This window comes from Modestobacter muralis, assembly GCF_010682105.1.
Classification (GTDB): domain Bacteria; phylum Actinomycetota; class Actinomycetes; order Mycobacteriales; family Geodermatophilaceae; genus Modestobacter; species Modestobacter muralis.
This window is the reverse complement of record NZ_JAAGWH010000014.1, coordinates 1-25,715: the sequence shown is the minus strand read 5'-3', so window position 1 is coordinate 25,715 and position 25,715 is coordinate 1. Positions and strand designations below refer to the sequence as shown.

At 74.6% G+C, this 25,715-nt stretch carries 18 protein-coding genes; 16 read left to right on the top strand and 2 right to left on the bottom strand.

The genetic code is table 11. The features are described 5' to 3' along the window. Positions 1 to 16: 16 nt before the first annotated feature. Entirely contained in the window at positions 17 to 643 is a 627-nt protein-coding gene (locus GCU67_RS07180; RefSeq protein ID WP_163610415.1) for a TIGR03085 family metal-binding protein, read from the bottom strand. 105 nt (positions 644 to 748) lie between these two features. Here GCU67_RS07180 and GCU67_RS07175 point away from each other — a divergent pair, with 105 nt between their 5' ends. The 16 genes from GCU67_RS07175 (at position 749) to GCU67_RS07100 (ending at position 23,340) form a co-directional block, all read left to right on the top strand. Then, on the top strand, positions 749 to 2,554 hold the full coding sequence (locus tag GCU67_RS07175) for an ABC transporter transmembrane domain-containing protein (protein ID WP_163610414.1): 1,806 nt from the start codon (positions 749 to 751) through the stop codon (positions 2,552 to 2,554). Further along, positions 2,551 to 4,359, top strand: coding sequence for an ABC transporter ATP-binding protein (locus GCU67_RS07170; protein ID WP_338104841.1), 1,809 nt, complete (start codon positions 2,551 to 2,553; stop codon positions 4,357 to 4,359). Before GCU67_RS07175 ends, GCU67_RS07170 begins: the two co-directional genes overlap by 4 nt. 210 nt (positions 4,360 to 4,569) lie before the next feature. Continuing rightward, positions 4,570 to 5,121, top strand: coding sequence for a hypothetical protein (locus GCU67_RS07165; RefSeq protein WP_163610413.1), 552 nt, complete (start codon positions 4,570 to 4,572; stop codon positions 5,119 to 5,121). After that, the gene (locus GCU67_RS07160) at positions 5,090 to 6,760 is read left to right on the top strand and encodes an FAD-binding dehydrogenase (RefSeq protein WP_338104840.1); all 1,671 of its coding nucleotides are present in this window, start codon (positions 5,090 to 5,092) and stop codon (positions 6,758 to 6,760) included. The genes GCU67_RS07165 and GCU67_RS07160 overlap by 32 nt, the downstream gene beginning before the upstream one ends. Continuing rightward, positions 6,757 to 7,497: a hypothetical protein gene (locus tag GCU67_RS07155; protein WP_163610412.1), complete on the top strand. Its 741-nt coding sequence runs from the start codon at positions 6,757 to 6,759 to the stop codon at positions 7,495 to 7,497. The genes GCU67_RS07160 and GCU67_RS07155 overlap by 4 nt, the downstream gene beginning before the upstream one ends. Positions 7,498 to 7,530: 33 nt before the next feature. Further along, a complete protein-coding gene (gene hisI, locus GCU67_RS07150; protein ID WP_163610411.1) occupies positions 7,531 to 7,896 on the top strand; it encodes a phosphoribosyl-AMP cyclohydrolase in 366 nt (121 codons plus the stop codon). After that, entirely contained in the window at positions 7,883 to 9,397 is a 1,515-nt protein-coding gene (locus GCU67_RS07145; protein ID WP_163610410.1) for an anthranilate synthase component I, read from the top strand. Before hisI ends, GCU67_RS07145 begins: the two co-directional genes overlap by 14 nt. Beyond that, positions 9,394 to 10,041, top strand: coding sequence for a Trp biosynthesis-associated membrane protein (locus GCU67_RS07140; protein WP_338104839.1), 648 nt, complete (start codon positions 9,394 to 9,396; stop codon positions 10,039 to 10,041). Before GCU67_RS07145 ends, GCU67_RS07140 begins: the two co-directional genes overlap by 4 nt. A 191-nt stretch (positions 10,042 to 10,232) precedes the next feature. Beyond that, positions 10,233 to 11,042, top strand: coding sequence for an indole-3-glycerol phosphate synthase TrpC (gene trpC, locus GCU67_RS07135; RefSeq protein ID WP_163610409.1), 810 nt, complete (start codon positions 10,233 to 10,235; stop codon positions 11,040 to 11,042). Between the two features lie 117 nt (positions 11,043 to 11,159). Next, positions 11,160 to 12,551, top strand: coding sequence for a tryptophan synthase subunit beta (trpB, locus tag GCU67_RS07130; RefSeq protein ID WP_163610408.1), 1,392 nt, complete (start codon positions 11,160 to 11,162; stop codon positions 12,549 to 12,551). Further along, the gene (gene trpA / locus GCU67_RS07125; RefSeq protein WP_163610407.1) at positions 12,548 to 13,348 is read left to right on the top strand and encodes a tryptophan synthase subunit alpha; all 801 of its coding nucleotides are present in this window, start codon (positions 12,548 to 12,550) and stop codon (positions 13,346 to 13,348) included. The genes trpB and trpA overlap by 4 nt, the downstream gene beginning before the upstream one ends. Next, positions 13,345 to 14,361, top strand: coding sequence for a prolipoprotein diacylglyceryl transferase (gene lgt / locus GCU67_RS07120; RefSeq protein WP_163610406.1), 1,017 nt, complete (start codon positions 13,345 to 13,347; stop codon positions 14,359 to 14,361). The genes trpA and lgt overlap by 4 nt, the downstream gene beginning before the upstream one ends. A gap of 400 nt (positions 14,362 to 14,761) precedes the next feature. Continuing rightward, the gene (gene gltB / locus GCU67_RS07115) at positions 14,762 to 19,435 is read left to right on the top strand and encodes a glutamate synthase large subunit (protein ID WP_163610405.1); all 4,674 of its coding nucleotides are present in this window, start codon (positions 14,762 to 14,764) and stop codon (positions 19,433 to 19,435) included. Next, positions 19,428 to 20,915 (top strand): glutamate synthase small subunit, encoded by a 1,488-nt coding sequence (locus tag GCU67_RS07110; protein WP_163610404.1) that lies wholly within the window; start codon positions 19,428 to 19,430, stop codon positions 20,913 to 20,915. The genes gltB and GCU67_RS07110 overlap by 8 nt, the downstream gene beginning before the upstream one ends. 110 nt (positions 20,916 to 21,025) lie before the next feature. Next, on the top strand, positions 21,026 to 22,441 hold the full coding sequence (pyk, locus tag GCU67_RS07105; protein ID WP_163610403.1) for a pyruvate kinase: 1,416 nt from the start codon (positions 21,026 to 21,028) through the stop codon (positions 22,439 to 22,441). Then, positions 22,438 to 23,340, top strand: coding sequence for an acyl-CoA thioesterase (locus tag GCU67_RS07100; RefSeq protein WP_338104838.1), 903 nt, complete (start codon positions 22,438 to 22,440; stop codon positions 23,338 to 23,340). The genes pyk and GCU67_RS07100 overlap by 4 nt, the downstream gene beginning before the upstream one ends. Positions 23,341 to 23,374: 34 nt before the next feature. Here GCU67_RS07100 and GCU67_RS07095 read toward each other — a convergent pair whose 3' ends face one another. Beyond that, the gene (locus GCU67_RS07095) at positions 23,375 to 25,237 is read right to left on the bottom strand and encodes a pyridoxal-dependent decarboxylase (RefSeq protein ID WP_170311018.1); all 1,863 of its coding nucleotides are present in this window, start codon (positions 25,235 to 25,237) and stop codon (positions 23,375 to 23,377) included. Positions 25,238 to 25,715: the final 478 nt, after the last annotated feature.

Below are 25,715 nucleotides of genomic sequence, written 5' to 3'. Positions count from 1 at the left end.
TCGCCGGAGCGAGGACTCAGTCCACGGTGAGGTCGACGCAGGCGACGTCGGGGCGGCCGCTCACCCAGAGCAGCACCTCCAGCGGCGCCCCGGTCACGGTCGTCGCCGGGCTGCCCCGGCGCAGTCGGCGCTCGCTGCCCGCGGCCCCGTCGGGCACGTCGCTGCGCCGCACGACCAGCCCGCCCGCGGTCCGCGGCACCCCGCCGCCGCGGGCCATCAGCGGCACGCTCGCCCACAGCTGGTCCTGCACCGGCCTCGGCAGCTCGCGCGGCGCCCAGTCCGGCTGCGCCCGCCGGACGTCCTCGTGGTGGACGACCATCTCCACGGTGTTGAACACCCGGTCCACCGCCGCCCAGGAGGTGGGCACCCACGCCGGCGGCCCGGAGCGCACCTCGGCGACCAGCTCGCCGAACGGCCGCTGTGCCGTGCGGGCCGACACCTTCGCCGTCCAGCCGGCGAGCGGGCCGCCGAGCACCACCCCGGGCATCGCGTCGGGGCGGCGGTCGCGGACCACCAGGTGCGTGGCCAGGTCGCGGGTGGTCCAGCCCTCGCAGCGGGTGGGCTCGTCGGGCCCCAGCTGCTCCAGCAGGTCGGCCAGCGCCGCCCGCTCCGACTGCGACACGGGCTGGGCTGCGGTCGGCATGCCCCGAGGCTAGCCAGTCCGGCGGCGCCCGGCCGATCCGTTAGAGCGGGTAACGAGCGCGGGTACGCTCGGCCCACCGACCGCACGACGACCTGGAGGACAGCTGTGCCGCGAGACGCCGTCGTCCGGCGCGGCCTCCGGCACGTCGCCCGGGGGATCCGCGAGCAACCCGGCATCTTCACCTGGGCCGTGCTGGGCAGCAGCCTCTACGGCGGCATGACCGTCGCCAGCGCCTACGTCATCGGCGGCATCACCGACCGGGTCCTGCTGCCGGCCTTCGACCAGGGCGCCACGACCGCCGCCGCCCTCACGCTGGCCGCCCTGGCGATCATCGGCGTCGCGGTCCTGAAGACCGTCGGCATCATCGGCCGGCGGCTGTTCGCCGGGATCATGGCCTACCGGCTGCAGGCCGACTACCGCCGCCGCGTCACCGGGCAGTACCTGCGGCTGCCGCTGTCCTGGCACCAGCGGCACCCGACCGGGCAGCTGCTGTCCAACGCCAACTCCGACGTCGAGTCCGCCTGGTTCTTCGTCATGCCGCTGCCCTTCGCCTGCGGCGCGCTGGTGATGGTGGCGATCACCGTCGTCGCGCTGTTCCTCACCGACCCGCTGCTGGCCGTGGTCGGGCTGGTCGTCTTCCCGCTGGTCTTCGCGCTCAACGCCGTCTACAGCCAGGTGATGAGCCCGCGGATGGCCCGCGCGCAGCAGCTGCGCGCCGAGGTCAGCGAGATCGCCCACGAGAGCTTCGACGCCGCCCTGGTCGTGAAGACCCTGGGCCGGGAGACCTCCGAGACCACCCGCTTCGCGGTCAAGGCCGACGAGCTCCGCGACGGCCTGGTCGCCGTGGGCCGGGTGCGCGGCCTGTTCGACCCGATGATGGAGGCGCTGCCCAACCTGGGCACCCTCGCCGTCCTGCTCATCGGTGCCGAGCGGGTCGCCGCCGGCGAGACCGCGGCCGGTGCCCTGGTCTCCATCGCCTACCTGTTCACCCTGCTCACGCTGCCCATCCGCGCGATCGGCTGGGTGCTGGCCGACCTGCCGCGGGCGATGGCCGGCTTCGACCGGGTCACCCCCGTGCTGGAGGCCCGGGGGGAGACCCCGCACGGCCCCGACGCCGCCCCCGCCGGGACCGGCGGTGCCGCCGTCGGCGTCCGGGACGTCGACTTCCGGCACGACGAGTCCGCCCGCCCCACCCTGTCCGGGGTCACCTTCGAGGTGGCCGCCGGGCGCACCGTCGCCGTCGTCGGCCCCACGGGTGCGGGCAAGTCGACCCTCGCCGGACTGCTGGTGCGGCTGGTGGACCCGCACGACGGGTCGGTGCTGCTCGACGGCGTCGACCTGCGCACCCTGCGCGAGGGCGAGGTCAGCAGCCAGGTCGCGTTCGTCCCGCAGTCGACGTTCCTCTTCGACGACACGGTGCGCGACAACGTCACCCTGGGCGCGGACTTCAGCGACGAGCAGGTGCACGCCGCCCTGCGCACCGCGGCGGCCGAGGACTTCGTCGCCCAGCTGCCCGAGGGCCTCGACACCCGGGTCGGCGAGCGCGGCGCCTCGCTGTCCGGCGGCCAGCGGCAGCGGCTCGCGCTGGCCCGGGCCGTCGTCCGGCACCCGCGGCTGCTCGTCCTCGACGACGCCACCAGCGCCGTCGACCCCTCGGTCGAGGCCCGGATCCTCGACGCGCTGCGCGACAGCGACCGCCCGGCCACCGTCGTGGTGGTCGCCTACCGGCAGGCCACGATCGCCCTCGCCGACGAGGTCGTGTGGATCGAGCGCGGCCGGCTCGTGGCCCGCGGCACGCACGCCGAGCTGCTCGCCCAGGTGCCCGGCTACGGCCGCCTGGTGCAGGCCTACCAGCCGCCCGACCCTGCCGCCGACGACCGTGCCGCCGACCCCGTGGAGGTGCCGGCGTGACCGACGAGCCGCTGCTGCCCGCCGACGAGCGGCACGAGGGCGCCCTGCAGACCCTGCGCCGCGGCCTGCGGATGATGCCGGAGTTCCGCCAGGGCCTGCCCGCGACCTTCGCCCTCGCCCTGATCGCCACCGCCGGCCGGGTCGTCGTCCCGATCGCGGTGCAGCAGACCCTGGACCGGGGGCTGGGTGCGCCGACCGGCCCGGACATCGACCTGGTCCGGGTGCTCGTCGCGATCAGCGTGGTGGTCGTGCTGGTCACCAGCCTCGCCGTCTACCGGATGAACGTCCGGCTTTTCCGGACCACCGAGACCGCGCTCGCCAACCTGCGGGTGCGCGCGTTCCGGCACGTGCACGACCTGTCGGTGCTGCACCAGCAGGGCCAGCGCCGCGGCTCGCTGGTCTCCCGGGTGACCAGCGACGTCGACCAGCTGTCGGTGTTCATGCAGTGGGGCGGCGTGCTGGGCCTGATCAGCGTCGGCCAGCTGGTCGTGGCCACGATCGTGATGGCCGTCTACTCCTGGCAGCTGACCCTGCTGGTGCTGGTCTGCTTCGTCCCGCTGGCGCTGGCGATCAGGTACTTCTCCCGCCGGCTCGCCACCGTCTACGGCGTCGTCCGGGAGCGGGTCGGTGACGTCCTCGGCGCCGTCGCCGAGTCCGTCGTCGGCGCCCCGACCGTGCGCGCCTACGGCATCCGCGCCCGAACGGCGGCGCGCATCGACACCGCCATCGACCGGCACTACCGCGCCTCCGTGCAGGCCCAGCGGACGACGGCCGCGGTGTTCGTCAGCGGGGAGCTCGTCGCCGCCGTCGCCAACGCCGCGGTCGTGGTGGTCGGGGTGCTGCTGGGCATCGGCGGGCAGATCTCCGCCGGCACCCTGGTCGCCTTCCTGTTCCTGGTGACCCTGTTCGTCGCGCCGGTGCAGACCGCCAGCGAGGTGCTCAACGAGGCGCAGAACGCCGTCGCCGGGTTCCGCCGGGTGCTCGACGTGCTCGACACCGCACCCGACGTCTCCGACCCGGAGGACGGCCGCACGCTGCCGCCCGGCCCGCTCGACGTCCGCTTCGACCACGTCGGCTTCGCCTACGCCGAGGGTGGCCGCAAGGCGCTGGAGGACGTCGACCTGACGATCACCGCCCGCACCCGGGTGGCCATCGTGGGGGAGACCGGCTCGGGCAAGACCACGTTCGCCAAGCTCGTCACCCGGCTGATGGACCCCACCGAGGGGCGGGTGCTCATCCGCGGCGTGCCGCTGACCGAGATCGCCTTCGCCTCGCTGCGCCAGCGGGTGGTGATGGTCCCGCAGGACGGCTTCCTCTTCGACGCCTCCGTGGCCGACAACGTGCGGTACGGCAAGCCCGGGATGACCGACGCGCACATCGCCGCGGCCTTCGACGAGCTCGGCCTCGGTGACTGGCTGGAGAGCCTGTCCGCCGGCGTCGCCACCGGGGTCGGGCAGCGCGGTGAGTCGCTGTCGGCCGGGGAGCGGCAGCTGGTCGCCGTCGCCCGCGCCTACGTCGCCGACCCCGACCTGCTGGTGCTCGACGAGGCCACCAGCGCGGTCGACCCGGCCACCGAGATGCGGCTGACCCGCGCCCTGGACGCCCTCACCGACGGGCGCACCACGCTGACCATCGCCCACCGGCTCTCCACCGCCGAGCGGGCCGACGAGGTGCTGGTCGTCGACGCCGGCCGGGTCGTCCAGCGCGGCACGCACGCCCAGCTCGTCGATGCCGAGGGCCCCTACGGCCGGCTGCACGCCTCGTGGCGGCGCAGCTCCGGGCGGCAGGCCGAACCCGCGGTCTGACCGAGGCCGGGCCTGACCTCCGGGGTGCGCGCTCGGCCGGTGCTGGTGGTCACCGGCAGTCCCCACGACGAGCCGTGCGACGACCCCAACAGGTCTGCGCCGGCCACGGGACCAGCCTGACGGCCCTCCTGGCGTCGTGACGGAGGGCTCTCAGCCGGCTCCCAGCTGATCGCCAGCCGGTTCCCGGCCCGGGGCCCCACCCTGGACGACATGCCGTCCACCTCCAGCCGCCGCCCGGGCGCGGCGGCGACCCGGCACCGTCCCCGTCGTCCCCTCGGCCGTGGTCCATCGGCGGCTCCGCCAGCGCTGGTCCGGCCGGTCCAGGCGCCGTTCGCCGCACTCTTCGGCGGGCTGGTCGCCGTCGAGGACGGCTTCCTGGGCTGGCTGCTCTGGGACGCCGACCGCAGCTGGAGCTGGTACCTGCTCGTCCCGCTGCTGCTCGCGGCCGGTGCGCTCGCCGGCGCGGTGCTGGTGCTGCGCGGCCGGGGCCTCGGACCGGTCAGCGGGTCGGCGGTGCTGGCCTGGAGCTGCGTCCTCCCGCTGCTCGGCCTGCTGGCACTGGCGCTGTTCACCGCCGCCCTCGGCGACGGCGAGGCGGCGTGGCTGGCGCTGGTGCTCGTCGTCGGACCGCTCGGCGGGCTGGTGCTGGCGCTGCGCCGTCCGGTGCGGGAGTGGACCCGACGCGGCCGGGCGCGGGACGACCGGGCCCCGGGGCGGCTAGCGTCGGGACGTGGACCTGGCAGGAGTGCACGCGGACGCTGACGTCATCGTGGTCGGGGCCGGCCTCGCCGGGCTGGTCGCCACCGCCGAGCTGGCCGACGCCGGCAGGCGGGTGGTCCTGCTGGACCAGGAACCGGCCGCCTCCCTGGGCGGGCAGGCCTTCTGGTCCTTCGGTGGGTTGTTCCTCATCGACACCCCCGAACAGCGCCGGCTGCGGGTGCACGACTCCCTGGAGCTCGCCCGGCAGGACTGGTTCGGCACCGCCGGCTTCGACCGCCCCGAGGACCACTGGCCCGGGCAGTGGGCCGAGGCCTACCTGCAGTTCGCCGCGGGGGAGAAGCGCGCCTGGCTGCACGCCCAGGGCGTCCGGTTCTTCCCCGTCGTCGGCTGGGCCGAGCGCGGCGGCTACACGGCCACCGGTCACGGCAACTCCGTGCCCCGCTTCCACGTCACCTGGGGCACCGGCCCCGGCGTCCTCGCGCCCTTCCTCGCCCGGGTCGCCCGGGCCGTGGAGGCCGGCCTGGTCGAGGTCCGCCACCGGCACCGCGTCGACGGGCTGGTGATGACCGACGGCGTCGTCACCGGCGTGCGCGGCGCGGTCCTCGAACCCAGCGACGTCGCCCGCGGGGTCGCCAGCTCACGCACCGAGGTCGGGGAGTTCGAGCTGTCCGCGCAGGCCGTCGTCGTCACCGCCGGCGGGATCGGCGGCAACCACGACCTGGTGCGCCGCAACTGGCCCGCCCGGCTCGGCCCGGTGCCGCAGCGGCTGCTGTCCGGCGTCCCGGCGCACGTCGACGGGCGGATGCTCCAGATCACCGAGGACGCCGGTGGCCGGGTGATCAACCCCGACCGGATGTGGCACTACACCGAGGGCATCGTCAACCACTCTCCGGTGTGGGAGCGGCACGGCATCCGGATCCTGCCCGGGCCCTCCTCGCTCTGGCTCGACGCCACCGGCACCCGCCTGCCCGCGCCGCTGTTCCCCGGCTTCGACACCCTCGGCACGCTGGCGCACATCGGCACGACCGGCCACGAGCACACCTGGTTCGTGCTGACGCAGAAGATCCTCGAGAAGGAGTTCACGCTCTCGGGCTCCGAGCAGAACCCCGACCTCACCGACAAGGACCTCCGGCTGCTGCTCACCCGCCTCCGCGCCGGCGCCGCCGCCCCGGTCCAGCGGTTCATGGACGACGGCGAGGACTTCGTGGTCGCCCCGACCCTGCCCGAGCTGGTCACCGGGATGAACCGGGTCACCGGCGACACCCCGCACCTGGACCTGGCCACCGTCGAGCGGGAGGTCGTCGCCCGCGACCGGGAGATCGCCCACCGGTTCAGCAAGGACCAGCAGGTCACGGCGCTGCGTCAGGCCCGCACCTACCTCGGCGACAAGCTCATCCGGGTGGCCCGGCCGCACCGGCTGCTCGACCCCGACGCCGGCCCGCTGATCGCCGTCCGGCTCAACCTGCTCACCCGCAAGACCCTCGGCGGGCTGGAGACCGACCTGTCCGGGCGCGTCCTGCGCGGCGGCGGCGCCCCCGTCCCCGGGCTGTACGCGGCCGGGGAGATCGCCGGCTTCGGCGGTGGTGGCATGCACGGCTACCGCTCGCTGGAGGGCACGTTCCTCGGCGGCTGCCTGTTCTCCGGCCGGGTCGCCGGCCGGGCCGTGGCAGCCGCACTGTGAGCACCCAGGACTGGGACGCCGTCCCGCCCTACGCCGGCCCGCCGACCACCGCACCGCAGTCCGGGCCGTCCTGGCCGCCGCCGCAGCCGTACGGGCAGCAGGCGTACGGGGCGCTGCAGCCGTACGGGCAGCAGCCCTGGGACCCGCCGGCGTGCGGTCAGCCGCAGTGGGGTCAGCCGCAGTGGCCCCAGCCACAGGGGGGCCAGCCGCCGTGGGGTCCGGCTCCCTGGGGGCCGCCGCAGCCGTGGGGACCGCCGGCGCGTGCGGAGCGGCCCGGACTGCACGTCGCCGCCGCCGTGCTCGCCTTCGTCTCCACCGTGCTGGTCGTGGTCGGCACGATCTGGGCGATGGCCTTCTCCGCCCTGTCCAGCCTGGCCCGCGGGTCCTCGGCCGGCATCAGCGGCTGGACGGCACTGATCCAGCTCGTGCTGGCCGGCCTGCTCGTCGCCGGGGGCGTGCGGGTGCTGGGCGGCAGCCGACGGTGGCTGCTCGGCGCGGCCGCCCTGCAGCTCGCGCTGAGCCTGTACTGGGTCGCCGTCCTCGACGACGTCGCGCCGGCCACCCTCAGCGAGGGGGTGTTCGTGCTGCCGGCGGTCTTCGCCGTCCTCGCCCTGCTCGCCGGCGGGCTGCCGTTCCTGCCCGAGCTCCGGCGGTGGCTGCACCGGCGGAGCGGCCGGACGGCGGGGGAACCCCAGCCCCTGCAGCAGCCCGAGCCCACCCGGCCGCCCTGGGCCTGAGCCGCGCCGGTGCGGGGTGGGACGATCAGGGGCATGTCCGCCCCCGTCTCCCCGCTCGACCCCGCCGTCGCCGAACTGCTGCGCCGCGACCCGGCCGGCCTGGTCGCCGCCGTCGTCCAGCAGCACGACACCGGTGAGGTGCTCATGGTCGCCTGGATGGACGACGAGGCGCTGCACCGCACGCTGACCAGCGGCCGGGCCACCTACTGGTCGCGCAGCCGCGAGGAGTACTGGGTCAAGGGCGAGACCTCCGGGCACCGCCAGTGGGTGCGCGACGTCCGGCTCGACTGCGACGGCGACGCCCTGCTGCTGCTCGTCGACCAGGAGGGGCCCGCCTGCCACACCGGCGAGCGCAGCTGCTTCCACCGCCCGCTGGAGGCTTCCCGTGCGACTCGGTGAGACCACCCCCTCGGCGCAGGAGTTCGCGGCGCTCGACGCACCGGTCGTCCCGGTCACCCGCCGGCTGCTGGCCGACAGCGAGACCGCCGTCGGGATCTACCGCAAGCTCGCCGGCAACCGCCCCGGCACGGTGCTGCTGGAGTCCGCCGAGCAGGGCAAGCAGTGGTCGCGGTACAGCTTCGTCGGCGTCCGCAGCGCCGGGGTGCTGACCGAGATCGACGGGACGACGGCGTGGCTGGGCGACCCGCTGCCCGGGCTGACGGACGACCTGCCCACCGACCCGCTGGCCGCGGTGCGCACCCTGGCCCGGCGGATGCGCTCACCCCGCAACGCGCTCGCCGACCCTCAGGGGCTGCCGCCGCTGACCGGTGGGCTGGTCGGGTACCTCGGCTACGACGTCGTCCGGCGGCTGGAACGGCTGCCGGAGACCGCCACCGACGACCTCGGCATGCCCGAGATCGCGCTCATGCTGGTCACCGACCTGGCCGTGCTCGACCACACCGACGGCACGGTGCTGCTCATCGCCAACGCCCTGGCCGCGGGCCCGGCGGCCTACGACGACGCGGTCACCCGGCTCGACGCGATGGCTGCGGACCTGACCAAGGCGGTGCCGCCGGGCGTGGCCACGCTGGAGACCCGCGACGCCCCGCCGGTCACCAGCAACATGGGCCCGGGGGTCTTCGAGGCCGGCGTCGAGCGGGTGCGCGAGCACGTGCGGGCCGGCGACGTGTTCCAGACCGTGCTCAGCCAGCGGTTCGAGCTGGCCACCGACGTCGAGGCCCTGGACCTCTACCGGGTGCTGCGGGCCAGCAACCCCTCGCCGTACATGTACCTGCTGCGCTTCGCCGGGCGGCAGACGCCCTTCGACGTCGTCGGCTCCTCGCCCGAGGCGCTGGTCACCGTCACCGGCGACCGGGCCGTCGTCCACCCGCCGGCCGGCACCCGCCCGCGCGGGGCGACCCCGGAGGACGACGTCCGGCTCACCGAGGAGCTGCTCGCCGACCCCAAGGAGCGCGCCGAGCACGTGATGCTGGTCGACCTGGCCCGCAACGACCTGGGCAGGGTCAGCGTCCCGGGCACGGTGGAGGTCGCCGACTTCATGCGGATCGAGCGCTACAGCCACGTGATGCACATGGTCTCGACCGTCTCCGGCCAGGTCAGCCCGGGCCGCGACGCCCTGGACGTGTTCGACGCGACCTTCCCCGCCGGCACCGTCTCCGGGGCGCCGAAGCCCCGGGCGATGGAGGTCATCGAGGACATCGAGCCCACCCGGCGCGCGCTCTACGCCGGCACCGTCGGCTACCTCGACGCCGGCGGTGACATGGACATGGCCATCGCCATCCGCACCGCGGTGCTGCACGGGGGCCGCGCCTACGTGCAGGCCGGCGCCGGCGTCGTGGCCGACAGCGACCCGGCCAGCGAGGAGGCCGAGACCCGGCACAAGGCGCGGGCCGTGCTCTCGGCGATCGCCACCGCCGAGGGGTTGCGGGAGCTGCCGTGAGCGGACCGACGGGCACCGTGGGCCCGGCGTCCACCCGCCGGGAGCTCACCGTCGCGGTCCTGGCCTGCGCCGCGGCCGGGGGGCTGGCGCTCACGTCGTCGTCCTCGCCGTGGGCCGAGGTCACCATCACCCGGCAGCCGCCGCTGCCGTCCACGGTCGAGGCGCTCACCGGCGGGCAGGCCGCGCCGCTGGTCGGCGCCTGCGGGCTGCTGCTGCTGGCCGCCGCCCTCGCCGTCCTCGCCGTCCGTGGCGCCGGCCGGGTCGTCGTCGGCCTGCTGGTGGCCGTCGCCGGCGGGGTGCTGGCCTGGTCGGGGCTGCGCGGGCTGACCGGCCGGCTGGGCGTCGACCTCGCCGACGTGACCTCCTCGGTCGGGCTCGGCGATGCCCAGGTGCGCACCGACGCTGCGGTCACCTGGCCGCTGCTGGCGCTGCTCGCCGGCGTCCTGGGGGTGCTCGCCGGGGCCCTGGTCGTCCTGCGCGGCCGGCGCTGGCCGGGGATGAGCCGCCGCTACGAGCGCGCTCCCGTCCCCGCCGGCCCTGCACCGGCACCCGCGCCGGCCCGCCGGGCCCGGCCCGAGACCCCCGAGGACCGGCACCAGGCCGCGTGGAAGGCCCTCGACCGGGGCGACGACCCGACGGTCTGAACAAGGACCCCGTCGCCCCCCACCGCTCGCACGCTCGCGGTGGGCCCCTGCGACGGGGCCGGGCGCCGTGGCCGGGCGCTGTCGGTGTCCTGGTGGACCCCCGGGCGGAGCGGAACCGAGGCGTCTCTAGAGTGACCGCAGCTGCCCAGGAACGTCCGGCGGCACAGGTCCTGGCACACGGAGGAGGGGTCATGAGCGTCCTCGACGACATCGTCGCCGGCGTCCGGGAGGACGTCGCAGCACGCCAGGCCGCCACCCCGCTGGCCGAGGTGCAGGCCGTCGCCCGCGACACCCGCCCCGCGCTGGACGCTCTGGCCGCCCTCCGCGCCCCCGGCGTCGGTGTGATCGCCGAGGTGAAGCGCAAGAGCCCGAGCAAGGGCGCGCTGGCCGCCATCGCCGACCCGGCCGCGCTCGCCGTGCAGTACGCCGCCGGCGGGGCGCGGGTCATCAGCGTGCTCACCGAGGGCCGCAGGTTCGGTGGCTCGCACGCCGACCTGGCCGCCGTCCGCGCCGCCGTCGACGTCCCGGTGCTGAACAAGGACTTCGTGGTCAGCAGCTACCAGGTGCACGAGGCCCGCGCGCACGGCGCCGACCTGGTGCTGCTCATCGTCGCCGCGCTCGACCAGCCGGTGCTCACCGGGCTGCTCGAGCGGATCGAGTCCCTGGGCATGACCGCCCTGGTCGAGGTGCACAGCGAGGCCGAGGCCGACCGCGCGCTGTCCGCGGGCGCCTCGGTCATCGGGGTCAACGCCCGCGACCTGACCACGCTGTCGGTCGACCGCAGCACCTTCGAGCGGATCGCCCCCGGGCTGCCCAGCGAGGTGGTCAAGATCGCCGAGTCCGGTGTCCGCGGCCCGCACGACCTGATCAGCTACGCCGGCGCGGGCGCCGACGCGGTCCTGGTCGGCGAGGGGCTGGTCACCGCCGGCGACCCGCGCCAGGCCGTGGCCGACCTGGTCACCGCGGGTTCGCACCCCGCCACCCCGCGCACCACGCGCTGAGAGAGGACCCTCTCGCCCGTCACCGCTCGCGAGCTCGCGGCGGGCCCCTTCGAGAGGGCCGAGGACCGCGGGACCCTGCGGGACGGTCGAGGACGCCACGGTCCCTACGCTGTAGGGGTGACCGCACTCCACCCCGCCGCCCCTGACGTCCGCGACCTCACCGCGCGTCCGGAGTGGCCGGACGCCACCGGGCACTTCGGCCCCTACGGCGGCCGGTTCGTGCCCGAGGCCCTCATCGCCGCCCTCGACGAGCTCAGCGAGGCCTACGAGGCCATGCGCGTCGACCCGGAGTTCATCGCCGAGTACGCCCGGCTGCAGCGCGACTACACCGGCCGGCCCAACCCGGTCACCGAGGTGCCCAAGTTCGCCGAGCACTGCGGCGGCGCCCGGGTGCTGCTCAAGCGCGAGGACCTCAACCACACCGGCTCGCACAAGATCAACAACGTGCTGGGCCAGGCGCTGCTGACGAAGCGGATCGGCAAGAGCCGGGTCATCGCCGAGACCGGCGCCGGCCAGCACGGCGTCGCCACCGCCACGGCCGCCGCGCTGATGGGGCTGTCCTGCACCGTCTACATGGGCGAGGAGGACACCCGCCGCCAGGCGCTCAACGTCGCCCGCATGCGGCTGCTGGGCGCCGAGGTCATCCCGGTGACCACCGGCTCGCGCACCCTCAAGGACGCCATCAACGAGGCCTTCCGCGACTGGGTCACCAACGTCGAGACCACCAACTACGTCTTCGGCACCGTCGCCGGGCCGCACCCGTTCCCGGCCATGGTCCGGGACTTCCAGCGGGTGATCGGTGACGAGGCCCGCGCCCAGGTCCTCGAGCGCGAGGGCCGGCTGCCCGACGCCGTCCTGGCCTGCGTGGGCGGTGGCTCGAACGCGATCGGCATCTTCACCGCCTTCGTGCCCGACGCCGACGTCCGGCTGATCGGCCTGGAGGCCGGCGGCGACGGCGTCGAGACCGGCCGGCACGCCTCCTCCATCACCGGTGGCGACCCGGGCGTGCTGCACGGCGCCCGGTCCTACCTGCTGCAGGACGCCAACGGCCAGACCATCGAGTCGCACTCCATCTCCGCCGGCCTGGACTACCCCGGGGTCGGCCCCGAGCACGCCTACCTGCACGACATGGGGCGCGCGGAGTACCGGCCGATCACCGACTCCGAGGCCATGGAGGCCTTCGCCCTGCTCTGCCGCACCGAGGGCATCATCCCGGCGATCGAGTCCGCGCACGCCCTGGCCGGGGCGATGAAGGTCGGGCAGGAGCTCGGGCCCGACGCGCTGCTGCTGGTCAACCTCTCCGGCCGCGGTGACAAGGACGTCGAGACCGCCAGCGCCTGGTTCGGGCTGGGCGAGCACGGCGCCCCGACCGATGAGGACGCGCGTGCCGTCGAGGCAGGCCGGGGCGCCGACCCGGGCCCGGGCCTGGACGAGGAGCAGCACGCCACCGAGGGTGCCGTCGCCAACCACGAGGCCGTCGCCGGCCAGGACGCGGGGGAGCAGGCATGAGCGCGCTGCAGACCGTCATCGAGGGCGCCCGGGCCGAGGGCCGCGCCGCGCTGATCGCCTACCTGCCGGTGGGCTACCCCGACGTCGACACCTCGATCGCGGCCATGGTCGCCGCCGTCGAGGGCGGTGCCGACGTCGTGGAGGTCGGCGTCCCCTACTCCGACCCCGGGATGGACGGGCCGGTCATCCAGGAGGCGGTCGAGGTCGCCGTCTCCGCCGGCGTGGGCATGACCGACGTGCTCCGCGCCGTCGCGGCCGTCTCCGCGGCCGGGGCGGTGCCGGTCGTGATGAGCTACTGGAACCCCATCGAGCGCTACGGCGTCGACCGGTTCGCCGACGACCTCGCCGCCGCCGGGGGAGCGGGCGCGATCACCCCCGACCTGATCCCCGACGAGGCCGCCGCCTGGCTGTCGGCGAGCGAGCGGACCGGCCTGGACCGGGTCTTCCTGGTCGCGCCGTCGTCCACCGACGCCCGGCTGGCCGCCACGATCGCGTCCTGTCGCGGGTTCGTCTACGCCGCCTCCACCATGGGCGTCACCGGGTCCCGGGCGACGGTCGGGGACGCCGCCGAGCGCCTGGTCGACCGTAGCCGTGAGGTCAGCGGCGACCTGCCCGTGTGCGTCGGGCTGGGCGTGTCCACCGGCGACCAGGCCGCCGAGGTGGCCGGCTTCGCCGACGGGGTCATCGTCGGCTCGGCCTACGTCCGCCAGCTGCTCGACGGCCGGGGCGCCGACGGCGTGCGTGTCCTGTCCGAGGAGCTCGCCGCCGGCGTCCGGCGTGCCAGGGTGGGCGCATGACCGGTGCCCTGGAGCAGCTCGCGGCCCTCCCCAGCCCCACCGTGGGCGTGTGGGAGATCGGGCCGTTCCCGCTGCGTGGCTACGCGCTGGCGATCATCGCCGGCATCGTGCTCGCCTGCTGGCTGGGCGAGCGCCGCTGGGTCGCCCGCGGCGGGGCCCCCGGCGACGTGCTGGACATCGCCGTCTGGATGGTGCCCTTCGGCATCGTCGGCGGCCGCATCTACCACGTGATCACCACCCCCGAGCCCTACTTCGGGGAGAACGGCGACCCGGTCCGGGCCTTCGCCATCTGGGAGGGCGGGCTGGGCATCTGGGGGGCCATCGCCCTGGGCGCCGTCGGTGCCTGGATCGGCTGCCGCCGCCGCGGGATCAAGCTGCCTGCCTTCGCCGACGCCATCGCCCCGGGCATCGTGCTGGCCCAGGCCGTCGGCCGGTTGGGCAACTGGTTCAACAACGAGCTCTACGGCCGGGCCACCGACCTGCCCTGGGCGCTGACCATCCACCGCTGGGACTCCTCGGCCGGGCGCGCCCTGACCGGCCCCGACGGCCAGGCGGAGGTGCTGGGCACCTTCCACCCGACGTTCCTCTACGAGCTGCTGTGGAACCTCGGCGTCGCCGCACTGGTCATCTGGGCCGACCGCCGCTTCCGGCTCTCGCACGGTCGTGCCTTCGCCCTGTACGTGGCCGCCTACTGCGCCGGCCGGGTCTGGATCGAGGCGCTGCGCATCGACACCGCCGAGCAGTTCCTCGGGCTGCGGCTCAACGTCTTCACCTCGGTCATCGTCGGCCTGCTGGCCGTGGCCTACCTCATCGCCCACCGCGGACGGCCGCGCGAGGTCGTCACCCGGGGTCAGGAGAAGGCCGCCGCCGACCGCCTCGCGACGCCCGCGAAGGTCGCCGCGCCGGCGCCCGCCGCAGCGGGGACCGAGCCGGCCGACGGCACCGCCGACGAGCCGGGGGAGCGCCGTACCGGCAGCACCGCCGAGGACCGGGGCGGGCCGCAGCCCGGCTGACCGGCGGGTGTCGGCGGACCGTCGTCCGCGACGCGCCGCCGAGACCGCGCTGAGACCTGTTCGACATGTCGCTCACGTGTCCTGGCTGTGTACGCTGACTTGCGGCCGACCAGTGATCCTGGGCCGGCCGGCGACGTCGGAACCGGGCCAGCGCTGCCCCGCGCACGACCACCCCGCGGCCACCAGTCCGCGGGCTGCGCGGATCCACGAGGCCGGACGTACCGTGTGCGCCGGCCCCGCTGCCCCACCCCGACGGACCGCACCGATCGACCCTCCCTGTTCCACCCCACCGCTCTGACCACCCGGCGGGGTCGACGTGACCCCCCGCACCAGCGCCCCCGGGCCGTCCTCGCGGACGGCGCGGACCCGGGCGCCGCGGCCAGCCGACGACGGGAGTGACATGTCCGACCTCGCCGCCCCCTCCGCAGGACAGCCGGTCCCGGCTGCCCCCTCGCCGGTCCCGTTCTCCGCCCTCCCGGCGGCCTCCGGTCTCTACGACCCGGCCCGGGAACACGACGCCTGCGGTGTCGCCTTCGTCGCCGACGCCCAGGGCCGCCGTTCCCGGTCGATCGTGGCCGCGGGCCTCACCGCGCTGCACAACCTCGACCACCGCGGCGCCGCGGGCTCCGAGCCGAACTCCGGTGACGGCGCAGGCATCCTCACCCAGGTGCCCGACGCGCTGCTGCGCGCCAGCGTCGGCTTCGACCTGCCACCGGCCGGTGAGTACGCCGTCGGCATCGCCTTCCTGCCCACCGACGAGGCCGAGCGCGCCGCCGTCGTGGAGACCGTCACCGGCCTGGCCGCCGAGGAGGGCCTGACGGTCCTCGGCTGGCGCGAGCTCCCGGTCGACCCCGACGGTGCCGACCTCGGCCCGACCGCACGCGCGGTCATGCCGCACTTCGCCCAGCTCTTCGTCGCCGAGACCACCGGCGCCCGCGCCGACGTGGCCGCGTTCGGTGGCACCACCGCACCGCACGGGGTGACCCGGCTCGAGCGCCGGGCGTTCGTGGTGCGCAAGCGCGTCGAGCGGGCTGCCCGGGAGGCCGGCAGCAGCTGCTACATCGCCTCGCTGTCCTCCCGCACGATCACCTACAAGGGCATGCTGACCACCGACCAGCTGCCGGCGTTCTTCCCCGACCTGCGCGACGAGCGCTACGAGTCCGCGATCGCCCTGGTGCACAGCCGCTTCTCCACCAACACCTTCCCCAGCTGGCCGCTGGCCCACCCGTTCCGGTTCATCGCGCACAACGGCGAGATCAACACGATCAAGGGCAACCGCAACCGGATGCGGGCCCGCGAGGCCAAGCTGGAGACCGGGCTGTTCGACGGCCCGGCCGGCCCGGCCAGCGAGCTCGGCCTGGAGCGCATCTTCCCGGTCACCGCCAGCGACTTCAGCGACTCGGCGACCTTCGACGAGGTGCTCGAGCTGCTGCACCTGTCGGGCCGCTCACTGCCGCACGCGGTGCTGATGATGATCCCGGAGGCGTGGGAGAACCACGCCGAGATGGACGCCGCCCGCCGCGCGTTCTACCGCTTCCACTCCTCGATCATGGAGCCCTGGGACGGGCCGGCCTGCGTCGCGTTCACCGACGGCACGCTCATCGGCGCTGTCCTGGACCGCAACGGCCTGCGCCCGGGCCGCTGGTGGCGCACCAAGGACGACCTCATCGTGCTGGCCAGCGAGGCCGGCGTGCTCGACATCCCGGCCGGCGACGTGGTGGCCAAGGGCCGGCTGCAGCCGGGCCGGATGTTCCTCGTCGACACCGCCGCCGGGCGGATCGTCAGCGACGAGGAGGTCAAGGGCGACCTGGCCGCGGCCGAGCCCTACGAGGACTGGCTGCACGCCGGGCTGGTGCACCTGCCGACGCTGCCCGACCGGCGCCGCGCGCGGCCCAGCCACGAGTCCGTCGTCCGCCGCCAGCAGCTCTTCGGCTACACCGAGGAGGAGCTGCGCATCCTGGTGCAGCCGATGGCGGCCAGCGGTGCCGAGCCGATCGGCTCGATGGGCAGCGACACCCCGATCGCGTCGCTGTCGGACCGCTCCCGGCAGCTCTACGACTACTTCAGCCAGCTCTTCGCCCAGGTGACCAACCCGCCGCTGGACGCCATCCGCGAGGAGCTGGTGACCAGCCTGGGCCGCACGTTCGGCCCGGAGCAGAGCCTGCTGGGCGCGAGCCCGGCGTCCTGTCGTCAGGTGCACCTGCCCTACCCGGTCATCGACAACGACGAGCTGGCCAAGATCCTGCACATCGACGACGACGGGGACCTCCCCGGCTTCGCCGCCGTCCGGATCACCGGCCACTTCGACGTCACCGGTGGCGGTGCGGCGCTGGCCCAGGCGATCGAGGACCTGCGGACCAAGGTCAGCAAGGCCATCGCCGCCGGCGCCCGGGTCATCGTGCTGTCCGACCGCGACAGCGACGAGAAGCGCGCGCCGATCCCCTCGCTGCTGATGACCGCCGCCGTCCACCACCACCTGGTGCGCGAGCGCACCCGGATGCAGGTCGGCCTGGTCGTGGAGACCGGTGACTGCCGCGAGGTGCACCACGTCGCCCTCCTGCTGGGCTACGGCGCCGCCGCGGTGAACCCCTACCTGGCCTTCGAGAGCGTCGAGGACCTGATCCGCACCGGCACCCTCACCGGCGTGCAGCCGGCGCAGGCCGTCCGCAACGTGGTCAAGGCCATGGGCAAGGGCGTGCTGAAGGTGATGAGCAAGATGGGCATCAGCACCGTCGGCTCGTACACGATGGCGCAGATCTTCGAGACCGTGGGCCTGTCGAAGGCCGTCGTCGAGGAGTACTTCACCGGCACCCCGGCCACCCTGGACGGCGTCGGCCTGGACGTGCTCGCCGAGGAGGTGGCCATGCGCCACCGCCGGGCCTGGCCGCCGAACGCGACCGAGACCGCGCACCGCCGGCTGGAGACCGGGGGGGAGTACCAGTGGCGCCGCGAGGGCGAGGTGCACCTGTTCAACCCCGAGACGGTGTTCCTGCTCCAGCACGCCACCCGGTCGCGGCAGTACGACGTCTTCCAGCGCTACACCGAGGCCGTCGACGGGCTGTCAGCGAAGGCGGCGACGCTGCGCGGGCTGTTCACCCTCAAGACCGGTGAGCGCCCGGCGCTGCCGATCGAGGAGGTGCAGCCGATCAGCGAGATCGTCAAGCGCTTCCAGACCGGGGCGATGAGCTACGGCTCGATCTCCGCCGAGGCGCACGAGACGCTGGCGATCGCGATGAACCGGCTCGGTGGGCGGTCCAACAGCGGTGAGGGCGGTGAGGACGCCGACCGGTTCGTCCCCGACGCCAACGGCGACCTGCGCCGCTCGGGCATCAAGCAGGTGGCCAGCGGCCGGTTCGGGGTGACCAGCGAGTTCCTGGTCAACGCCGACGACATCCAGATCAAGATGGCCCAGGGCGCCAAGCCCGGCGAGGGCGGTCAGCTGCCCGGCAGCAAGGTCTACCCCTGGATCGCCCGCACCCGGCACTCCACGCCCGGCGTCGGCCTGATCAGCCCGCCGCCGCACCACGACATCTACTCCATCGAGGACCTCAAGCAGCTCATCCACGACCTCAAGAACGCGAACAACGAGGCGCGGATCCACGTCAAGCTGGTCTCGGAGTCCGGGATCGGCACGGTCGCGGCCGGGGTCAGCAAGGCCAAGGCCGACGTCGTCCTGGTCTCCGGCTTCGACGGGGGCACCGGTGCTGCACCGCTGACCTCGCTCAAGCACGCCGGCACCCCGTGGGAGATCGGCTTGGCCGAGACCCAGCAGACGCTGCTGGCCAACGGCCTGCGCGACCGGATCGTGGTCCAGGTCGACGGGCAGATGAAGACCGGCCGGGACGTCATCGTCGCCGCGCTCCTCGGGGCCGAGGAGTTCGGCTTCGCCACCGCCCCGCTGGTGGTCGAGGGCTGCGTGATGATGCGCGTCTGCCACCTCGACACCTGCCCGGTCGGCGTCGCGACCCAGAACCCGGAGCTGCGCAAGCGCTTCACCGGGCAGCCGGAGTTCGTGGTGACGTTCTTCGAGTTCATCGCCCAGCAGGTGCGCGAGTACCTGGCGGCCCTCGGCTTCCGCTCGATCGACGAGGCCGTCGGGCACGCCGAGCTGCTCGACGTCACCCCGGCGGTCGACCACTGGAAGGCCGCGGGCATCGACCTGAGCCCGATCGTCGCCGTCCCGGACATGCCCGAGGGCACCCCGCGGCACAAGGTGCGCGACCAGGACCACGGCCTGGACGTCGCCCTGGACCAGACGCTCATCCAGCTCTGCGAGGGCGCGCTGCTGGACGCCCGCCCGGTGCACCTGGAGCTGCCGGTGCGCAACGTCAACCGCACCGTCGGCACGATGCTGGGCTCGATGGTGACCCGCCGCTTCGGTGGCGAGGGGCTGCCCGACGGCACGATCGACCTGACCTTCACCGGGTCGGCCGGTCAGTCCTTCGGCGCCTTCCTGCCGCGCGGGATCACCATGACCCTGGTCGGCGACGCCAACGACTACGTCGGCAAGGGCCTGTCCGGCGGGCACATCGTCGTCCGCCCCGCACCGGAGGCGACCTTCGCCGCCGAGGACAACGTCATCGCCGGCAACGTCATCGGCTACGGCGCTACGTCCGGTGAGCTGTTCCTGCGCGGCCGGGTCGGGGAGCGGTTCTGCGTCCGCAACTCCGGTGCCCTGGCCGTCGTCGAGGGCGTGGGCGACCACGCCCTGGAGTACATGACCGGCGGGACGGCGGTCATCCTGGGCGAGACCGGGCGCAACATCGCCGCCGGCATGTCCGGTGGGGTGGCCTACGTCCTGGACCTCGCCCGGCACCGGGTGAACCGGGAGATGGTGGAGGTCGAGGAGCTCGACGCCGAGGCCTCCCAGTGGTTGCGCGAGGTCCTGGTCCGCTACCGCGCGGCCACCGGCTCCGCCGTGGCGACCAGCCTGCTCGCCGACTGGGGCCGCTGGTCCGAGCGGTTCAGCGTGATCATGCCGCGCGACTACCGGCGTGCCCTGGAGGCCCGACGGGCCGCCGAGGCTGCCGGGCACGACGTGGACCGAGCAGTGATGGAGGCGGCACGTGGTTGATGCAACGGGGTTCCTCAAGTACGACCGGCAGACGCCGCCGCGGCGGCCGGTCGAGCTGCGCCTGCTGGACTGGAAGGAGGTGTACCTCACCCGCGACCGGGGGGAGGACGCCGTCTTCCCGGTGCAGGCCGTCCGCGAGCAGGCCGCCCGCTGCATGGACTGCGGCATCCCGTTCTGCCACCACGGCTGCCCGCTGGGCAACCTGATCCCGGAGTGGAACGACCTCGCCCGCCGGGACGACTGGCAGGAGGCGATCGAGCGGCTGCACGCGACGAACAACTTCCCCGAGTTCACCGGGAAGCTCTGCCCGGCGCCGTGCGAGTCGGCGTGCGTGCTGAACCTGGACAACGCGCCGGTCACGATCAAGAACATCGAGTGGGAGATCATCGACCAGGCCTTCGCCAACGGCTGGGTCACCCCGCAGCCGCCGGCGGAGCTCACCGGCCGCAAGGTCGCCGTCGTCGGCTCCGGTCCCGCCGGGCTGGCCGCCGCGCAGCAGCTCACCCGGGCCGGGCACGAGGTCACCGTCTACGAGCGGGACGACCGGATCGGCGGGCTCATCCGCTACGGCATCCCCGAGTTCAAGATGGAGAAGCGCCACCTGGACCGGCGGCTGGACCAGATGCGCGCCGAGGGCACCCGCTTCGTCACCGACGTCCACGTCGGCGGCACCGGCGAGGGCGCGGTGACCACCGAGCAGCTGCAGGCGGAGTTCGACGCCGTCGTCCTGGCCATCGGCACCCCGGTGGCTCGTGACCTGCCGCTGCCGGGCCGCGACCTGGCCGGCGTCCACTTCGCCATGGAGTTCCTGCCCGGGGGCAACCTCGAGGCGCTCGGCGAGCTCGACGACCCGCCGATCAACGCCCGCGGCAAGAACGTGGTCATCATCGGCGGCGGCGACACCGGCGCGGACTGCCTGGGCACCTCGCTGCGCCAGGGTGCTGCGTCGGTGGCCCAGCTGGACTACAAGCCGGCCCCGGCCGGCACCCGTCCGCAGGACAACCCGTGGCCGACCTACGAGATGATCCTGCGCGTCTCCCCGGCCCACGAGGAGGGCGGCGACCGGCTCTTCGCGGTCAACACCGAGCGGTTCCTCGGCGACGAGCACGGCAACGTCCGCGCGCTGGAGGTCGTCGAGATCGAGGTCGTGGACGGCCGACGGCAGCCCAAGCCGGGCAGCACCCGCGAGCTGCCGGCCGACCTGGTGCTGCTGGCGCTGGGCTACACCGGCCCGGAGACCACGGGCCTGGTGGAGCAGCTGGGCTGCGGCGTCGACGAGCGCGGCCGGGTCGCCCGGGACGACGAGTACATGTCGACCACGCCGGGGGTGTTCGTGGCCGGTGACATGGGCCGCGGCCAGTCGCTCATCGTGTGGGCGATCGCCGAGGGCCGGGCGGCTGCCGGGGCGGTCGACAACTGGCTCACCGGCAACTCGATGCTGCCGCGTCCGGTGACCCCGCGGGCCGTCCCGCTGTCCTGACGCGCTGGTCACCGCCCGGGACGAGACGTCCCTGACGACTACGCCCCCTCGGGGGGACACGACGGACCCGGTCCGTGGAGTCCTCCCGAGGGGCGACTAGTTTCAGCCCCATGTCACGTCGCGCGAAGATCGTCTGCACGCTGGGCCCGGCGACCGGTTCGCTGGAGCAGATCACCGCCCTCGTCGAGGCCGGCATGGACGTCGCCCGCCTCAACTTCAGCCACGGCAAGCACGCCGACCACGAGACGGCCTACCGCCTCGTCCGTCAGGCCAGTGACAAGGTCGGCCGTGCGGTGGCGGTCCTCGCCGACCTGCAGGGCCCCAAGATCCGGCTCGGCACGTTCGCCGAGGGCAAGGCCGTGTGGCCCACCGGCAGCCGCGTCTGCATCACCGTCGAGGACGTCGAGGGCACCGCCGAGCGCGTGTCCACCACGTACAAGGACCTCGCCAACGACGCCCGGGTCGGTGACCGCCTGCTCGTCGACGACGGCAAGATCGCCCTGACCGTCGTCGAGGTCGCCGGTCCCGACGTCTTCTGCCTGGTGCTCGAGGGCGGTCCGGTCTCGAACAACAAGGGCCTGTCGCTGCCCGGCGTCGCCGTCAGCGTCCCGGCCATGTCCGAGAAGGACACCGCCGACCTGCGCTTCGCCCTCTCCCTCGGCGTGGACTTCGTCGCCCTGTCCTTCGTCCGGCACGCCAAGGACGTCGAGCTGGTGCGCGAGGTCATGCGCCAGGAGGACGTCGAGGTCCCGGTGATCGCCAAGCTGGAGAAGCCCGAGGCGATCGAGAACCTCGAGGCCATCTGCGACGCCTTCGACGGCGTCATGGTCGCCCGCGGTGACCTCGGCGTGGAGCTGCCGCTGGAGCAGGTCCCGATGGTGCAGAAGCGCGCCGTCCAGGCCGCCCGCGAGCGCAACAAGCCGGTCATCGTGGCCACGCAGATGCTCGAGTCGATGATCGAGAACTCCCGGCCCACCCGCGCCGAGGCCTCCGACGTCGCCAACGCCGTCCTCGACGGCGCCGACGCGGTGATGCTGTCCGGGGAGACCTCGGTCGGCAAGTTCCCGATCGTGGCGGTCAAGACGATGGAGCGGATCATCGCCGCCGTCGAGACCGACGAGATCCTCGCCCCGCCGCTCAAGCACGCCTCGCACTCCCGCCCGGGTGCCATGGTGCGCGCGGCCAAGGACGTCGGCGAGGCCCTCGACGTGGCGGCGCTGGCGGCGTTCACCTCCACCGGCCGCAGCGCGCAGCGCCTGGCGTCGGTGAAGACCCGGCTGCCGATCCTGGCCTTCACCACCGACCCGCGGGTGCGCAGCCGGCTGGCGCTGTCGTGGGGCGTGGAGACCTTCCTGGTCCCCGAGGTGACCCACACCGACGACATGGTCGGGCAGGTCGACTTCTCGCTGCTGTCGATCGGCCGGCTCAACGAGGGCGACCAGGTCGTCATCATCGCCGGCAGCCCGCCCAACATGGCCGGCTCCACCAACCTGGTGCGCGTGCACGAGGTGGGGACCGAGGCGTGACCGCCGGGGACGTGCGGGACGGCGGCGCGCGGCCGGGGGAGACCCCGGCCGCCGGGCTGATGGTGGTGCTGGACCTGGAGGAGCGGGGTCAGGACCTCTACGTCGGCACCACGCCCCGCACGCCCCTGCAGCGGATCTTCGGCGGGCAGGTCGCCGCCCAGGCGCTGACCGCCGCCAACGCCACGGTGTCCGGCGATCGGGCGGTGCACTCGCTGCACTCGTACTTCCTGCGGCCGGGTGACCCGCACGAGGAGATCCGCTACGAGGTCGACCGGATCCGCGAGGGTCGGTCGTTCAGCACCCGGCGGGTCGTCGCCCGGCAGACCCGCAAGGGCGCCGATGTCGCGATCTTCGCCCTGACCGCGGACTTCACCGCGGGGGAGCGGCCGCTCGTCGAGCACTCGCTCCCGATGCCCGAGGTGCCCGGTCCCGAGGCGCTGCCCGGGCTGGCCGAGGTCGCCGCCGCCCACCCCGAGCAGGGCGCGGTGCTGCGGGCCCTGGAGCGGGCGGTCGAGCAGCGCTACCTGGTCGACCCGTTCGACCCGACGCCGCGGCTGCCGCCACACACCGCCTCCCGCGTGTGGTTCCGCGTCGCCGGCCGGCTGCCCGACGACGACGCCGTGCACGCCGCGGCGCTGACCTTCGTCAGCGACCTGACCCTGCTGTCGGCCGGGCTGGCCCGGATCGGTGGCGGCTGGAGCGGGACGACGGTCGGCGCGAGCCTCGACCACGCCATCTGGTTCCACCGGCCGGTGCGCGCCGACGAGTGGTTCCTCTACGAGACCGACAGCCCCGCAGCCGCCAGCGGCCGCGCGCTGTGCTTCGGGCAGATCTGGGCCGCGGACGGCACGCACGTCGCCACCGCCGTCCAGGAGGGGCTCATCCGCTCCCTGGAGTGAGCGGCGGCCGGGTTCCCCGGCCGCCACCACCACCTCAGTCCTGCGGGCGCCCCTCGGGCTGGTCCGCGTCGGTGCCCCCGGCCGGCGGCTGGGCCGCTGCCTGGGCCGCGCTCTCGTCCCAGGCGGCCGGGGTCTCGACAGGTGTCTCGGCCGGTGTCTGGTCCTGCAGGGCGACCTCCGCGTGCACCGGCGTCCCGCTCAGGGCTGGCTGCTCGACCGCGACAGGCGCGTGCTCCTCGCCAGGGGTGTCGAGCTCGGCCGGGACCCCGTCCTGCACCCCGACCCCGCTCTCACCAGCTGCCGCGTCGGCCGCCGGCACCTCGCCCTCGGCCGGTGCCGCGGCGGCTGCCTCGGCCTGCCGGGCCGCCAGCTCGCGCTCGGCGTGGGCCTGCTCCTCCTGCGCCCGCCGGGCCGCCTCGGCCTCCCGCTGCTCGCGGGCCTGCTCCTCGAAGTCGTTCGCCAGCCAGTCGTGGCCCTCGCGCAGCAGGGTCCACAGTCGCTCGACGTGCCCTCGGGTGGTCGCCGGGGCGCCGATGGCCACCCGCAGCACCGCCGCGCCGTCGACCGTCGTGTGGGTCAGGAACACCTCGCCGCCGTCGTTGAGCCGCTCCAGCAGCGTCATCGTCGCGACGTCGGCGTCGACACCGCGCGCCCAGCAGGGCCGCAGGCACACCAGCGACAGCGGGTGCGGGGCGGCGACGTCGAACCGCTCGTCGGCCTCGGCCCAGCCGGCCAGCTCCTGGGCCAGCGCCACGTGCTCGCGGACGTGGGCCCGCAGCCCCTCGGCGCCGTACCAGCGGACGACGAACCACAGCTTCAGCGCCCGGAAGCGGCGGCCCAGCTCGATCTGCCAGTCGCGGTAGTCGACGACCGCGCCGGCGTCGGTCGCGGCGTTGCGCAGGTACTCGGGCAGGATCGCCAGCGCGCCGGTCAGGGCGGCCCGGTCGGCGACCCAGAACAGCGTGGCGTCGAAGCCGGTGAGCAGCCACTTGTGCGCGTCGGTGGTGTAGCTGTCGGCCCACTCCACCCCGGCCTGCAACGGCCGCAGCTCGGGGGCCACGGCGGCGACCCCGGCGTACGCGGCGTCGACGTGCAGCCACACGCCGTACCGCTGGCAGATCGGGCCCAGCTCGGCCAGTGGGTCGATCGCCGTCGTCGACGTCGTCCCGACCGTGGCGCAGACCAGGACGGGGACGAACCCCCGGGCGACGTCGCGCTCGATCCGGGCGGCCAGCGCCCGGGGGCTCATCGCCAGCTCCGCGTCGACCTCGACCACGCGGATGGCGTCGGTGCCCAGGCCGGCGATGCGGGCGGCCTTCTCCATCGAGCTGTGCGTCTGCGCGGAGACGTAGACCGTGTACTCGTCGGGGCGGACCCCCTGGCGCAGCGTGGCGCCCCGGCTGACCCGGTGCAGCGCCGCCAGCAGGGCTATCAGGTTGGCCCCGGAGCTGGAGTCCTGGACGACGCCGCCGCCGGTGCCGGTGGAGCGGAAGGAGGCGGGGAGGTCCAGCAGCTCGGCCAGCCAGTCCATGACGTGCTGCTCGACCTCGGTGGCCGCCGGGCTGGTCACCCAGGACATGCCCTGCACGCCCAGGCCCGCCGACAGCAGGTCGCCGAGCACGGAGGGCCCGGAGGTGTTGGCCGGGAAGTAGCCGAAGAACCCGGGGTGCTGCCAGTGGGTGGTGCCCGGCAGGACCACGCGGTCGAGGTCGGCCATGATCGCCGCGAAGGGCTCGCCCTGCTCCGGCGGCGAGGGCGGCAGCGCGGCCCGGACGTCGCCGGGGGAGACCTGCGACCGGACCGGGAACTCACCGATGCGGCCCCAGTAGTCGGCGATCCAGTCCACGACCTCGTGGCCGTGCTGGCGGAACTCCTCGGGGGTCATGTGGCCGGTCACGCAGCCACGGTATTGGCTGCCCGGCGACGGCGTCCCGGAGGGGCCTGCGGCGCCCGCGGTCCGCCGCGAGATCTGCGTTCCCGGGGAATCCCGGGTGCGGTGGCCACGAGTTCGCAGATCTGACCCGGGGACGTCGTCCGGAGGTCCCGGTGGCCGTCTGTGGGCTCGCTCGCGGCGCGTGCTGCGTCCTCGGGACTCCCGGGTGCGGTGGCCCACGGACACGCAGCACTGACGGCCGGCGGGTCGTCGCCCGGCGGCCTGCGGGGGGCGCAGGTCCGGCGGCCGGGACGCCGGCCGTCCGCGGGCCGGCGGGCGCGGGCGTCGTCTTCCGGTGCCCCGGGTGCGACTCGAACGCACACCGCGCGGGTCGTGACTCGCTCCGACCCCGCTCTCGTCCCTTGGTGCCCCCGTGCGACTCGAACGCACACTGCGCGGGTTGTGACTCGCTCCAACCCGTTCTTGTCCCTTGGTGCCCCCG